Origin of the sequence: Citrobacter sp. wls714 (assembly GCF_005281025.1) — a bacterium.
Lineage (GTDB): Bacteria > Pseudomonadota > Gammaproteobacteria > Enterobacterales > Enterobacteriaceae > Citrobacter > Citrobacter werkmanii.
Window position 1 is genome coordinate 53,643 of record NZ_SZWZ01000004.1, and the last position, 14,386, is coordinate 68,028.

Annotated in this window: 13 protein-coding genes; 9 read left to right on the forward strand and 4 right to left on the reverse strand. The window is 54.5% G+C overall.

Annotated elements, in window-relative coordinates; translation table 11 throughout:
• Positions 1-39: 39 nt before the first annotated feature.
• On the forward strand, positions 40-1,275 hold the full coding sequence (entS, locus tag FDX11_RS01160; RefSeq protein WP_137397318.1) for an enterobactin transporter EntS: 1,236 nt from the start codon (positions 40-42) through the stop codon (positions 1,273-1,275).
• Between the two features lie 61 nt (positions 1,276-1,336).
• Here the strand turns inward: entS and fepB are convergent, their stop codons facing one another.
• On the reverse strand, positions 1,337-2,293 hold the full coding sequence (fepB, locus tag FDX11_RS01165; protein WP_061381637.1) for a Fe2+-enterobactin ABC transporter substrate-binding protein: 957 nt from the start codon (positions 2,291-2,293) through the stop codon (positions 1,337-1,339).
• A gap of 187 nt (positions 2,294-2,480) precedes the next feature.
• Between fepB and entC the strand changes: the two genes are divergently transcribed.
• From entC to FDX11_RS01200, 7 genes are all read left to right on the forward strand, one after another.
• Entirely contained in the window at positions 2,481-3,656 is a 1,176-nt protein-coding gene (entC, locus tag FDX11_RS01170; protein ID WP_137397319.1) for an isochorismate synthase EntC, read from the forward strand.
• A gap of 9 nt (positions 3,657-3,665) precedes the next feature.
• A complete protein-coding gene (entE, locus tag FDX11_RS01175) occupies positions 3,666-5,276 on the forward strand; it encodes a (2,3-dihydroxybenzoyl)adenylate synthase EntE (RefSeq protein WP_137397326.1) in 1,611 nt (536 codons plus the stop codon).
• Positions 5,277-5,289: 13 nt separating this feature from the next.
• Positions 5,290-6,147, forward strand: a complete 858-nt coding sequence (locus FDX11_RS01180) for an isochorismatase (protein ID WP_137397320.1) — start codon at positions 5,290-5,292, stop codon at positions 6,145-6,147.
• Positions 6,147-6,902 carry a 2,3-dihydro-2,3-dihydroxybenzoate dehydrogenase EntA gene (entA, locus tag FDX11_RS01185; RefSeq protein ID WP_137360481.1) on the forward strand — a complete coding sequence of 252 codons (756 nt, stop codon included), beginning with the start codon at positions 6,147-6,149 and terminating at the stop codon, positions 6,900-6,902. The genes FDX11_RS01180 and entA overlap by 1 nt, the downstream gene beginning before the upstream one ends.
• A 2-nt stretch (positions 6,903-6,904) precedes the next feature.
• Positions 6,905-7,318, forward strand: coding sequence for a proofreading thioesterase EntH (entH, locus tag FDX11_RS01190; RefSeq protein WP_137349022.1), 414 nt, complete (start codon positions 6,905-6,907; stop codon positions 7,316-7,318).
• Between the two features lie 184 nt (positions 7,319-7,502).
• On the forward strand, positions 7,503-9,608 hold the full coding sequence (gene cstA, locus FDX11_RS01195; protein ID WP_137397321.1) for a pyruvate/proton symporter CstA: 2,106 nt from the start codon (positions 7,503-7,505) through the stop codon (positions 9,606-9,608).
• A gap of 63 nt (positions 9,609-9,671) precedes the next feature.
• Positions 9,672-9,869 carry a YbdD/YjiX family protein gene (locus FDX11_RS01200; RefSeq protein ID WP_137348951.1) on the forward strand — a complete coding sequence of 66 codons (198 nt, stop codon included), beginning with the start codon at positions 9,672-9,674 and terminating at the stop codon, positions 9,867-9,869.
• Positions 9,870-9,996: 127 nt separating this feature from the next.
• Here the strand turns inward: FDX11_RS01200 and FDX11_RS01205 are convergent, their stop codons facing one another.
• Entirely contained in the window at positions 9,997-11,085 is a 1,089-nt protein-coding gene (locus FDX11_RS01205; protein WP_137397322.1) for an oxidoreductase, read from the reverse strand.
• Between the two features lie 132 nt (positions 11,086-11,217).
• Between FDX11_RS01205 and FDX11_RS01210 the strand changes: the two genes are divergently transcribed.
• Positions 11,218-12,378 carry a pyridoxal phosphate-dependent aminotransferase gene (locus tag FDX11_RS01210; protein WP_137397323.1) on the forward strand — a complete coding sequence of 387 codons (1,161 nt, stop codon included), beginning with the start codon at positions 11,218-11,220 and terminating at the stop codon, positions 12,376-12,378.
• Here FDX11_RS01210 and FDX11_RS01215 read toward each other — a convergent pair whose 3' ends face one another.
• Positions 12,379-12,996, reverse strand: coding sequence for a ParB/RepB/Spo0J family partition protein (locus FDX11_RS01215; protein ID WP_042309856.1), 618 nt, complete (start codon positions 12,994-12,996; stop codon positions 12,379-12,381).
• Complete coding sequence (locus FDX11_RS01220) at positions 12,981-14,204, reverse strand: phosphoadenosine phosphosulfate reductase (RefSeq protein ID WP_042309854.1); 1,224 nt, start codon at positions 14,202-14,204, stop codon at positions 12,981-12,983. Before FDX11_RS01220 ends, FDX11_RS01215 begins: the two co-directional genes overlap by 16 nt.
• Positions 14,205-14,386: the final 182 nt, after the last annotated feature.

Sequence of the window (14,386 nt, forward strand, 5' to 3'; positions counted from 1 at the left end):
TCGAATGGATATTGAAAAAGTACCTGGTAAGGCTCTGTAATGAATCGACAATCCTGGCTGCTTAATCTCAGCCTGTTAAAGACCCACCCTGCATTTCGCGCCGTCTTCCTCGCTCGTTTTATTTCCATTGTCTCTTTGGGGCTACTCGGTGTGGCGGTTCCGGTACAGATCCAGATGATGACCCAATCGACCTGGCAAGTCGGTTTGTCGGTGACGTTGACCGGCAGCGCGATGTTTATTGGCCTGATGGTTGGTGGCGTACTGGCCGACCGCTATGAGCGTAAAAAAGTGATCCTGTTGGCGCGTGGAACCTGTGGCATCGGCTTTATTGGTTTGTGTCTGAATGCGCTGCTGCCCGAACCGTCGTTACTGGCGATTTATCTGCTTGGTTTATGGGACGGTTTCTTTGCCTCGCTGGGCGTGACAGCTTTGCTGGCAGCAACGCCGGCGTTGGTCGGGCGGGAAAACCTGATGCAGGCCGGGGCGATTACCATGCTGACGGTGCGTTTGGGTTCGGTCATTTCGCCGATGCTTGGCGGAGTGCTGCTGGCGACCGGCGGCGTGGCCTGGAACTACGGGCTGGCGGCGGCAGGCACGTTCATAACCTTACTGCCTCTATTGAGCCTTCCTGCGTTACCTCCACCACCGCAGCCGCGCGAGCATCCGCTGAAATCGCTGCTGGCAGCATTTCGCTTTTTGCTCGCCAGTCCGCTGATTGGCGGCATTGCGTTGCTCGGGGGCTTGTTGACCATGGCGAGCGCCGTGCGCGTGCTGTATCCGGCGTTAGCGATTAACTGGCAGATGTCGAGCGCGCAAATAGGTTTGCTGTATGCGGCTATTCCTCTTGGCGCGGCGGTGGGGGCATTGACCAGCGGACAGTTGGCGCACAGCGTTCGTCCGGGACTGATCATGCTGGGTTCTACCGTGGCTTCGTTCCTGGCTATCGGCCTGTTTGGCTTGATGCCGGTCTGGGAGCTTGGGGTAGTCTGCCTGGCGCTGTTCGGTTGGTTAAGTGCGGTTAGTTCTTTGTTGCAGTACACCCTGTTACAGACGCAAACGCCAGAAGCGATGCTCGGGCGAATTAACGGTTTGTGGACGGCGCAGAACGTCACCGGGGATGCGATTGGCGCGGCGCTGTTAGGCGGTTTGGGGGCGATGATGACGCCCGTCGCCTCGGCAAGCGTGAGTGGATTTGGGCTGGTGATTATTGGTCTGCTACTGCTGCTGTTGCTGGGGGAACTACGTCGATTCCGGCAAATGCCAGTGAATGCCTGATGGCGTTATGCTTTACGGTTTGCAGGCCGGATAGGGCGTTAGCCGCATCCGGCGCTGGCTTTTAAAAGAGAGCCGACAGACGTTGCAACAGCAGCGTCGCGCTGTAGTAGTCGAGACGGAAGGTTTCCGTGCCCAGAGCGTAAACACGTTTATTTTGCACGGCTGGCAGATGCGCCAGAAGCGGATTGGCATATATGGCGTCGGCATCTTTGCTGTCGCCAGCAAACAGGAACAGCGCTTCGCCGTTCAGGCCTGCCGCCAGATTTTCACCGCCAAGCTGGATGATATCGTGGCGTTTTCCCTGGCTTTGGCTGGTGTGCAAACCGGCAGGCAGCGGTGCCAGCGTGAAACCTAACTGTTCCATCAGCTTGCCCTGCGCCGACTCAGGCGTCCAAAGATTGGCACTGTGCGCCGCAGCGGTATAGACCAGCGCGCTGACCGGCTGTGGTGGCAGGGTGATACGTTGCTTAACCGCTTGCAGTTGCTTATCAAATTCGGCAATACGCGCTGCTGCCTGTTGTTCCTGACCGGTAATTTCACCCAGTTGCGTCAGCAGCGACTGCCAGCTTTTGTCGTCGTAGTTGATGATAAGCGTGGGCGCGATGGTGGACAACTGATCGTATAGCGCGAGGGCGGAATCGCCGCCGGTGGCGCTGATTAGAATCAGATCCGGCATTTGTGCCGCTACGGCTTCAGCACTTGGTTCGCCGATGTACAGACGGCTGAGTTTGCGTTCCCTGGCCACGTCGCTCCATTGACGTAAAAAGCCCTGCGCATCGCCAATGCGGTTGTTCGGCGTGGTGGCGCCGCTGGCAATGACAGGGGCATCAATCGCCAGCAGCGAGCCGGTGAGGGTTACGCTGGTGGAGACAATGCGCTGCGGCTTATGCTCCAGCGTATGCGTGCCACGGCTGTCGGTGATCTGACGCGGCCAGTCGGCGGCGTGACCTAAAGAAACTCCTGAAATAAACACACCAGTCAGTAAAAGCACGGTGCGACAAAAAGAGGGGAGACTCACGAATCAGCTTCCTGTTATCAGTATGGTTAATGCTTCTCATTTTCATTGTTAGCGAGCAAGGATGCAAGCCAAAGTCGCACATTGTGCTGCCACAAGAGTTGACATACAGCCGCTTTGCTTTTAGGTTAGCGACCGAAAATATAAATGATAATCATTATTAGAGCCTTTATCATTTTTGGAGGATGATATGGATATGTCACTGGCCGAGGAAAAAACGCAGACTATGCCGACGCTCGCTCCCGACAGTTTTTTCTTTATGTCGCCGTATCGTAGTTTTACGACGTCAGGATGCTTCGCCCGCTATGCGGAACCGGCAATTGATGGCGATTCGCCAGACAGCCCTTTCCAACACAAAATGCACGCACTGTTTGCTGATGCCAAATCGCAGGGCATAGCTAACCCCATCATGGTCGGGGCAATTCCTTTCGATACCCGCCAGCCATCATCGCTGTTTATTCCCCAATCGTGGCAGAGCTTCTCTCGCACGGCAAAGCAGCAATCATCACGTTACTTTAATCGGCATCAGTCATTAAACGTCGTTGAGCGTAAATCGATTCCGGAACAGGACTTTTTTGAAGAGATGGTTGCCCGGGCGGCGGCGCTGACGGCAACCCCGGAAGTCGACAAAGTGGTGTTGTCACGCCTGATCGATATCGCCACCGATGCCAATATTGACAGTGGGGCGTTACTTGAGCGTCTGGTGGCGCAAAATCCGGCGAGTTACAACTTCCATGTCCCTATTGAAGACGGTGGCGTATTGATTGGCGCCAGCCCGGAACTGCTGTTACGCAAAGAGGGCGATCGTTTCAGTTCTCTGCCGCTGGCCGGCTCTGCACGTCGTCAGCCTGATGATGTGCTGGATCGCGAAGCAGGGATCCGCCTGCTGGCATCTGAGAAGGACCGCCATGAGCACGATCTGGTGACGCAGGCGATGAAAACGGTATTGCGCGATCGCAGCAGTGAACTGCAACTGCCTTCCTCTCCGCAACTGGTTACTACGCCGACGCTCTGGCATCTCGGTACGCCGTTTGAAGGTAAAGCCAACGCAGAGGAAAACGCGCTGACGTTGGCGTGCCTGTTGCATCCGACGCCTGCGCTGAGCGGTTTCCCGCATCAGGTTGCGCGCAAGCTGATCGCCGAGCTGGAGCCGTTCGATCGCGAACTGTTCGGCGGCATTGTCGGCTGGTGTGATGCCGAAGGCAACGGCGAATGGGTGGTGACGATCCGCTGCGCGAAGCTGCTGCGTAATCAGGTTCGTTTCTTTGCTGGCGCCGGAATTGTGCCTGCGTCTTCTCCGGTTGCGGAATGGCGTGAAACGGGAGCCAAGCTTTCCACCATGCTGAATGTTTTTGGACTGCATTAAGGAGTCATGATGAGTATTCCTTTCACCCGTTGGCCGGAGGAGTTTGCCCGCCGCTATCGTGAAAAAGGTTACTGGCAGGATTTGCCGCTGACCGACATTCTGACCCGTCATGCCGACAGCGACCATACGGCGATTATTGATGGTGAACGCCATTTGAGCTATCGCCAGCTGAATCAGGCCGCTGACAATCTTGCCTGCAGCCTGCGTCGTCAGGGAATCAAACCCGGCGAAACCGCATTGGTACAACTGGGCAATGTGGCTGAGCTGTACATCACCTTCTTTGCGTTACTCAAGCTGGGTGTCGCTCCGGTGCTGGCCCTGTTCAGCCATCAGCGTAACGAACTCAACGCCTATGCCAAACAGATTGAACCGGCGCTGCTGATTGCCGATCGCCAGCATGCGCTGTTTAGCGGGGAAGATTTTCTCAATACCTTTGTGGCTGAACACAATTCAGTGCGCGTGGTGCAACTGCGCAATGATGAAGGCGAACATAACCTGCAAAAGGCGATAGACCAGCCTGCGGCTGATTTTACCGCGACGCCATCGCCTGCTGATGAAGTGGCGTACTTCCAGCTTTCCGGCGGTACCACCGGCACGCCAAAGCTTATTCCTCGTACTCATAACGATTACTACTACAGCGTGCGACGCAGTAATGAGATCTGCCGCTTTACCGGGGAAACGCGCTATCTGTGCGCGATCCCGGCGGCGCATAACTACGCCATGAGTTCGCCTGGCGCGCTGGGCGTGTTCCTGGCTGGCGGCACGGTGGTTCTCGCGGCTGACCCGAGCGCAACCCTGTGTTTCCCACTGATTGAACAGCATCAGGTTAACGTCACGGCTCTGGTGCCGCCGGCGGTGAGTCTGTGGCTGCAGGCGATTGCGGAGTGGGGGAGTAATGCGCAATTGGCTTCGCTGACGCTGCTGCAGGTTGGTGGGGCACGCCTTTCTGCCTCGCTTGCGGCGCGTATTCCAGCGGAGATTGGCTGCCAGTTGCAGCAGGTCTTTGGCATGGCGGAAGGGCTGGTGAACTACACCCGTCTGGACGACAGTCCTGAGCGCATCATCAATACCCAGGGTCGTCCGATGTGTCCCGATGATGAAGTCTGGGTAGCAGACGCTGACGGCAACCCCTTAGCCCAGGGAGAGACCGGACGTCTGATGACGCGTGGTCCGTACACCTTCCGCGGTTATTTCAAAAGCCCGGAGCACAACGCCAGCGCTTTTGACGCCAACGGTTTTTACTGCTCCGGCGATCTGATCGCTATCGATCAGGATGGCTATATCACCGTACAAGGACGTGAAAAGGATCAAATCAACCGGGGTGGCGAGAAGATCGCAGCAGAAGAAATTGAAAATCTGCTGTTACGCCACCCATTGGTGATCCATGCGGCCCTGGTCAGTATGGATGACGAACTGATGGGCGAGAAAAGCTGTGCCTGGCTGGTGGTGAAAGAGCCGCTGCGCGCGGTGCAGGTGCGCCGTTTCCTGCGCGACCAGGGCGTGGCGGAATTCAAATTACCTGACCGCGTGGAGTGCGTTGAGTCACTCCCGCTGACCCCGGTCGGTAAAGTGGATAAAAAACAATTACGTCAGTGGCTGGCATCACGTTCACTGGCCTGAAGGAGAAATAGAAATGGCAATTCCTAAACTGCAGGCTTATGCGCTACCAACGGCGCTCGATGTTCCGGTGAACAAAGTCGACTGGGCATTTGACCCTGAACGCGCTGCGCTGCTGATCCACGACATGCAGGATTATTTTATCGGCTTTTGGGGCGATAACTGCCCGATGATGGAGCAGGTCATCGCGAACATCGCCGCGCTGCGCCAGTACTGCAAAGAGCATAACATTCCGGTGTATTACACCGCTCAGCCGAAAGAACAGAGTGATGAAGATCGCGCTCTGCTGAATGATATGTGGGGACCGGGCCTGACGCGTTCCCCGGAACAACAAAAGATCGTTGAGGCGCTGGCGCCGGATGAAGCGGATACTATTCTGGTGAAATGGCGTTATAGCGCATTTCATCGCTCTCCGCTGGAGCAGATGCTCAATGAAACCGGACGTAATCAACTGATTATTACCGGTGTGTATGCTCATATTGGCTGCATGACCACTGCGACGGACGCTTTTATGCGCGATATCAAGCCGTTTATGGTCGCCGATGCGCTGGCGGATTTTAGTCGCGATGAACACCTGATGTCGCTGAAATACGTGGCGGGACGCTCCGGTCGGGTGGTAATGACCCAGGAGCTTTTGCCGACGCCGGTTCCGGCGAGTAAAGAGGCGCTGCGTAGCATTATTTTGCCGCTGCTTGATGAGTCCGAGGAGCCAATGGATGACGAAAACCTGATCGACTACGGGCTGGATTCCGTGCGCATGATGGCGCTGGCGGCACGCTGGCGTAAAGTTCATGGCGATATTGATTTCGTGATGCTGGCGAAAAATCCGACCATAGACGCCTGGTGGAAGCTGCTCTCCCGCGAGGTGAACTGATGGCCGGATTTGAGTTTGCAGGGAAAACCGTCTGGGTAACCGGCGCGGGAAAAGGCATTGGTTACACTACGGCACTGGCATTTGTGAAAGCAGGCGCGCAGGTGACTGGCTTTGATCGCGAATTTCCTCAGGATAACTACCCGTTTGCGACCGAAGTGCTGGATGTGGCCGATGCCGGGCAGGTGGCTGAGGTGTGCCAGCGCGTCCTTAAAGCGTGCGAGCGGCTGGATGTGTTGGTCAATGCCGCCGGTATTCTGCGCATGGGGGCCACTGACGCTCTGAGCGTTGAAGAGTGGCAGCAGACGTTTGCCGTTAACGTTGGCGGCGCGTTCAATCTGTTTCAGCAGACGATGGCGCAGTTTCGTCGTCAGCAGGGCGGGGCGATCGTGACCGTGGCGTCGGATGCGGCGCACACGCCGCGTATCGGCATGAGCGCTTATGGAGCGTCAAAAGCTGCGCTAAAAAGCCTGGCGCTCACCGTCGGGCTGGAACTGGCGGGCAGCGGTGTGCGCTGTAATGTGGTTTCGCCAGGCTCGACCGATACTGACATGCAGCGCACGTTATGGGTCAGTGATGACGCGGAACAGCAGCGTATTCGCGGGTTTGGCGAGCAGTTTAAGCTTGGTATCCCGTTGGGGAAAATCGCCCGTCCACAGGAGATCGCCAACACCATTTTATTCCTCGCCTCCGACCTTGCCAGCCACATTACGCTACAGGATATCGTGGTGGATGGCGGCTCAACGCTGGGAGCATGATGATGATCTGGAAACGCCATCTCACGCTGGATGAATTAAATGCCACCAGCTGCAACACCATGGTCGCGCACTTAGGCATCCTTTATACCCGGCTGGGCGATGATGTGCTGGAGGCCGAAATGCCGGTTGATACCCGCACGCATCAGCCGTTTGGTTTGCTGCACGGAGGCGCGTCGGCGGCACTGGCCGAAACGTTGGGTTCAATGGCGGGTTATCTGATGACCCGCGACGGGCAGTGTGTGGTCGGTACAGAACTGAACGCCACGCACCATCGGGCGGTTTCACAGGGCAAAGTGCGCGGTGTTTGCCAGCCACTGCATCTTGGACGGCAGAACCAAAGCTGGGAAATCGTTATCTTTGATGAGCAAGGACGGCGCTGTTGTACCTGCCGATTAGGTACTGCGGTGATGGGGTGAAGTCGCCCGGCAAAGTAAAATGAAATTGCAGGGTTAACAGGTAAATGAAGTGATCTAGTTAACACTGCAATGTAAAAATTCAGTGATACTTCGGGTTTGCATGGTTGTCATGTTGTTAAATTCAGAAAAGATGTTATAGAAACAAAATGTAACATCTCTCTGACCTGGACAACGGATAATCAATATGAATAAATCAGGGAAGTACCTCGTCTGGACAGTGCTCTCCGTTATGGGAGCATTTGCCCTCGGCTATATCGCATTAAACCGTGGTGAACAGGTCAACGCGTTGTGGATAGTCGTGGCGTCGGTCTGTGTCTACCTTATCGCTTACCGTTTCTATGGCCTGTACATTGCGAAAAACGTGCTGGCGCTGGACCCAACGCGTATGACGCCAGCCGTGCGCCATAACGACGGTCTGGATTATGTTCCTACCGATAAAAAAGTGCTGTTCGGTCACCATTTTGCGGCGATTGCCGGGGCGGGTCCGTTAGTCGGACCGGTGCTGGCGGCACAAATGGGTTATTTGCCGGGGATGATCTGGCTGCTTGCCGGGGTGGTACTTGCGGGGGCAGTGCAGGACTTCATGGTACTGTTTGTTTCTACCCGTCGCGATGGTCGTTCCCTTGGCGAACTGGTGAAAGAAGAAATGGGCCCAACGGCGGGCGTTATTGCGCTGGTAGCCTGTTTTATGATCATGGTGATTATCCTCGCGGTACTGGCGATGATCGTCGTGAAAGCGCTGACCCACAGCCCGTGGGGAACCTACACCGTCGCGTTTACCATTCCGCTGGCGATCTTTATGGGGATCTACCTGCGTTATTTGCGTCCGGGCCGCATTGGCGAAGTGTCGGTCATCGGTCTGGTATTCCTGGTGTTTGCCATTATTTCCGGCGGTTGGGTGGCCGAAAGTCCGACCTGGGCACCGTATTTTGACTTTACCGGCGTACAACTGACGTGGATGCTGGTGGGTTACGGCTTTGTCGCTGCCGTGCTGCCAGTATGGCTGTTGTTGGCCCCGCGTGATTATCTCTCTACCTTCCTGAAGATCGGCACCATTGTTGGTCTGGCGGTGGGGATTCTGATCATGCGTCCGACGCTGACCATGCCTGCGCTGACCAAGTTTGTTGACGGTACTGGCCCGGTCTGGACCGGTAACCTGTTCCCGTTCCTGTTTATTACCATTGCCTGTGGTGCGGTATCTGGCTTCCACGCGCTGATCTCTTCCGGTACCACGCCGAAGATGCTGGCGAACGAAGGGCAGGCCTGTTTTATCGGCTATGGCGGAATGTTAATGGAATCCTTTGTCGCCATTATGGCGCTGGTTTCCGCGTGCATCATCGATCCGGGCGTGTACTTCGCGATGAACAGCCCGATGGCGGTGTTGGCTCCGGCGGGTACGGCGGATGTCGTTGCTTCTGCGGCGCAGGTGGTCAGCAGTTGGGGCTTTGCTATTACCCCAGACACCTTGCATCAAATCGCCAATGAAGTCGGCGAACAATCCATCATTTCCCGCGCAGGCGGTGCGCCGACGCTGGCCGTTGGGATGGCGTATATTCTGCATGGTGCGCTGGGCGGCATGATGGATGTGGCGTTCTGGTATCACTTCGCCATTTTATTTGAAGCCCTGTTTATTCTGACGGCGGTTGACGCCGGTACACGCGCCGCACGCTTTATGCTGCAGGATCTGTTGGGCGTGGTATCACCGAGCCTGAAACGTACCGATTCACTGCCTGCGAACCTGCTGGCTACAGCGCTGTGCGTACTGGCCTGGGGTTACTTCTTACACCAGGGCGTGGTGGATCCGCTGGGCGGTATCAACACCCTGTGGCCGCTGTTTGGTATCGCCAACCAGATGCTGGCCGGTATGGCATTGATGCTCTGTGCGGTGGTGCTGTTCAAGATGAAACGTCAGCGCTACGCATGGGTAGCGCTGGTGCCAACGGCCTGGCTGCTGATTTGTACTCTGACTGCGGGCTGGCAGAAAGCGTTTAGCCCGGATGCGAAAATTGGCTTCCTGGCTATCGCCAACAAGTTCCAGGCGATGATCGACAGCGGTAATATTCCGGCGCAGTACACCCAGTCGCAGCTGACGCAACTGGTGTTTAACAACCGTCTGGATGCGGGTCTTACCATCTTCTTCATGGTGGTCGTCGTGGTGCTGGGTCTGTTCTCGATTAAAACTGCGCTGGCAGCACTGAAAGAGGACAAACCGACGTCGAAAGAAACGCCGTACGAACCGATGCCGGAGAATGTCGAAGAGATCGTGGCGCAGGCGAAAGGCGCGCACTAATATTCTCTTCACCAACAAGCCCTCTCCTGAGCGGGGAGGGCATTTGTACGCCAGGGAATCACTATGTTTGAAACACTCGCTAAAGCCGGGAAGTATTTAGGGCAAACCGCCCGCTTGATGATCGGTGTGCCGGATTATGACAACTATGTTGAGCATATGCGCGTCACGCATCCGGAACAGACGCCAATGACCTACGAAGAGTTTTTCCGCGAGCGGCAGGATGCGCGCTATGGGGGGAAAGGCGGCGCGAAGTGCTGTTAATTTTTTGCCGGATGCGCTGACGCTTATCCGGCCTACAACTCCTCGAATTATTGTGAGCATTTGCCGTTATAATTAGTCGTCGTTGACCTGATAAGGCGAAGCCGTCATCAGGCAACCTGCACCATAGTCACATCGTCAACGATTCTACTTTCTCAAATGCTGCGCGCAGGGTATCTGGCGTTAACGTTACCGGCAGCGCATGAATAGATTCCACCGGGCGCAGGGTATGCGCAATCACCTTATCGATCTCAGCGCGATTTGCGATATCCACGTCTAACTGGGCCAGCCTGGTGGGGAGATTGAACCGCTGATAAGCGGTGACAAGTTGCGCCAGAACATCATCTTGCCCAAGTAATGCGCTCTGCACCAGAATGCCATACGCCACTTTGGTGCCATGGAGAAACTTCTCCGTTTGCGGGAGGACGGTCAGACCGTTATGGATCGAATGTGCCGCCGCCACACGGGTGTAGCGCTCGCCCAGACCACCAACCATGCCGCCGCCGGCTATAATCGCATCCACCACGTCGCAAAACGCCTGGGTTAGTTCACCACGCTGCTTATCTGCCAGTGCCTGCTCGCTGCTTTCCAGCAGGACGTCGCGGATGGCCAGCGCGCCGTTGATGCCCAGACGTACGGTCAAAGGTAACGTTTCTGGCTGCGGAGCCAGCACCACTGCCTCATACCATTTCGCCAGCGTATCGCCAATACCGGCCAGTAAATACTCTTCAGGCGCGTTGAGTATGATTCGTGGCTCAACCAGCACCAAAAAATTGGCATCGTCGAATATTTCGAAATGCAGCGCCTGACCGGCATCGTTGTACCAGACGGAAAGCGGCGTCCAGGCCGCGCAGGTGGCGGCAATGGTCGGGATCGCCACGAAAGGTAAATCAAGGCGGCGAGCCAGCGCTTTAGCCGTATCGAGCAGTGTACCGCCGCCCACGCCAATCACGATGCTGCGATCATCTCCCGATTCTTTTGCCAGTTGAGCAACATCGGTTTCGCTGCAATGTCCCGTAAACAGTAGGTGCTTAGCCTCGGCAAGATGAAAAGCCTCTGGCAGATAAGGGCGCGCCGCATCGATGGCGCGCTCACCGTAAACCCAGACAGCGCGTGAGAGTTGGTCGGTTGTGAAAAAATCGTTGAGTCTCGACAAACTGCCGGGATGGGAAAAATAGTTGGCCGGGCCGGTGACGACGCGAATCTCGGTATTACTCATGTTGTGTTGTCCTTTTGGATGTCCTGTCCTGGCAGGTTATATTTATATAGACGTCTGAACGTCTTGATTGCCAAATACTAGCATCGTGCTATAGTGGCTTCAACAACAACATCATTCGCTGGGATAACAATAATGAGTAATAACCCGCTGATTGTGCAAAGTAAACTGCCTAATCTGGGCACCACAATCTTCACGCAGATGAGCGCGCTGGCGCAGCAGCATCAGGCCATTAACCTCTCGCAGGGATTTCCTGATTTTGACGGTCCACACTTCTTGCAGGAACGTCTGGCATATCATGTTGCGCATGGCGCTAACCAGTATGCGCCGATGACGGGCGTGCAGCCGCTGCGCGAAGCCATTGCCGATAAAACAGCGGAGTTGTACGGCTATAAGCCCGACGCGACAAGTGAGATCAGCGTCACGGCTGGGGCCACAGAAGCATTGTATGCAGCTATTACGGCGCTGGTGCGGCCTGGTGATGAAGTGATCTGTTTTGATCCGAGCTACGACAGCTATGCGCCTGCGGTGGCGTTATCCGGCGGCGTGGTGAAACGTATTGCGCTGCAACCGCCGTTATTTCGTGTGGACTGGCAGGAATTTGCCAAGTTACTCAGCGAGCGTACCCGGTTAGTGATCCTCAATACACCGCATAACCCATCTGCGACCGTCTGGCAGCGCACTGATTTTGATGCGTTATGGCAGGCGATTAAAGAGCGTGAGATTTTTGTTATCAGCGACGAAGTTTATGAGCATATCTGCTTTGCCGCTCATGGACATGCGAGCGTGCTGGCTCATCCGCAGCTACGGGAACGCGCTGTTGCCGTTTCATCATTCGGTAAAACGTATCATATGACCGGCTGGAAAGTTGGCTATTGCGTTGCACCCGCCGCCATTAGCGCCGAGCTACGCAAAATCCATCAGTACCTGACGTTCTCAGTCAACATGCCGGCTCAGCTGGCGCTGGCGGATATGCTGCGGGAGGACCCAATACACTACCGCGAGCTGCCCACGTTTTATCAGAAAAAGCGTGATGTACTGGTGAATGCGTTACGCGACAGTCGACTGGAAATTCTGCCGTGTGAGGGGACGTACTTTCTGCTGGTCGATTACAGTGCGGTCTCAACGCTTAATGACGTTGAGTTTTGTCAGTGGTTAACTAAAGAAGTGGGCGTTGCGGCGATACCGCTGTCGGTGTTCTGCGCCGATCCTTTCCCGCATAAGCTGATCCGCCTATGTTTTGCCAAGCAAGAATCGACGCTGTTAGCAGCCGCAGAGCGTCTGGTTTCGCTGTAATTATTTCACTGTCCAGGCTTTGGAAAACCGACGGTCGGCAAATAATTCCTGCAGGCCGTTGATTTGTTTCAGTCGCAATACTTCGTCGTTATCCATGCCGAGTTCTTTAGCGATTTTTTCTTCACTCCAGCCCAGTTGCGATAATTCACGTACGATTTCCGACATGGCGTGGATTTGGTGGCGTCCGCGAGCGCGGTTGTGGCGGATTGTCGCCGCCATACGCTCATGACGATTGCGTTGCAGGCAGGTGACGGGCAGATAGCCTTTTAAGCGCGGTTTTAGCGATGCTTTATTTTTACCTAATTCATGGCGATGAAAACCGTCTACTATCTCATATTCTTCCCTAAATGATTCAACGACGACAATCGGCTGCGTGAAGCCATCCGCTTCAATAGATTTCAGCAGCAATTTTTTCTCTGGCGGAGCAACATTGTTCGGGTTGTAGTCGTTGGGATAAATATGGTCGCTTTTAACCCATAGCACGCAGTCTACCGGCTCTTCACGAAAAGGGCTGACGCTATGGATAGCTTTCCGGAATTCATTGATCGCTTCAATACGCTCTTCTTCAGACAGCGCAGAAAGAAAGTCCGTGAGTTCCTGAGTTAGTCGTTGCTGCATAAGATCCCCCATTCCTGGCGTTTGGTTTTCATTCGTTCAGTGTATCGCTGGTAGTTTTTCGTTTTTGTGGGACTGAACGAAAGTGCTCGACACCAGTAATCATTATTCAGGAGTACTTTGCAGATCCTTCTCCATGAGGGGATATCCCTGGAACCAATATCACTTTCCTGACTTTCCGGGATATTGTCCATACCTTTTTTCTTATACCACTGTATATAGACGGCGATTTTGTTGCGGTAATGCTCTGCGGTCTGTTCTGGCATGCTATTCAATAGCAGCATGGCGTACTCTTGCCAGCTTAAATGTTCAGGCTTGAGTATTTTCCTATGGCCATAAAAATGGTTGTCATGACCGGCGTAAATACCTCCGCTTTTAACACCGCTGACGCGGGCGCACATAGCCGCCCATCGCTGAGGCTCAATAACATGGTACAGCCACAGCCCCTGGCGTTGTTCAGGTCCAAAGGGTTCGCAAATACGCATATATCTTGTCGGGACCCCGGCCTGGTACATCAGATTATACAGGGGGTTACACGGCAATTTTGACTGCGCAAACCATGTCCAGATATCGGCTGTTTTCCAGTCATATAGCGGATAAATATACCAGGTGTGTCCACCAGGCGCAGCAGTCGTCCACGGCTTGTCATCGGCAAAACGTTGCTTGCGCGAATTAGCGATGGCCACAAAGCGATTATAGGACTCGTCCGCGCGAATGCCGACCATCATCGCGGCTGGTCGTTTATCTGAATACCAATCAGCGAACTCGCGAACAAATTGTTCAAACGTCATGCCGGGCTGGTAAAAAGAGAAATAATCAGGATCGGTTATGGCATCTTCCGGAGGCTGGCGAACCCACGGCGTTCCCGGTTCCCAACACTGCCATTCAGGTTGATATTGTGAAAGTGAGTTTTGTGTGGTCAGAGGTAACGCGACCCAATAAAAGCGTTCGATGACATCGGAATAACGTTCGCGAAGCGCCTGTACATAGTCGATAGTGCAGGAAAACTGGGCTTCCCAGTCGATAAATAACACGTCGAATTTTTTACCCGTCTGGCGGGCGCTTATGGCTGTCAGATGTAACATCAACCCTGAATCTTTCCCTCCAGAGAAAGAAACGCAAATACGTGGCAGAGCCTCAAGCGTCCAGGCAATACGTTCCTGCGCGGCTTCGAGAACGTTTTGATTCAGTGGTATTTTATAAACAGACATATCAAGTCCATATCCAGATTTTATTATTTACAGATATAATAAATGCTTGCAATAAGATATGCCAATTTCTCAAAGATGCAATGTTTTAATGTATTCATGATTTAAATGACTGTTTGTTAAGTTATACATATAACAGATTTGTCATGAAGGCTTTGACCTGCTCCCCGTTGATTAGTACACCC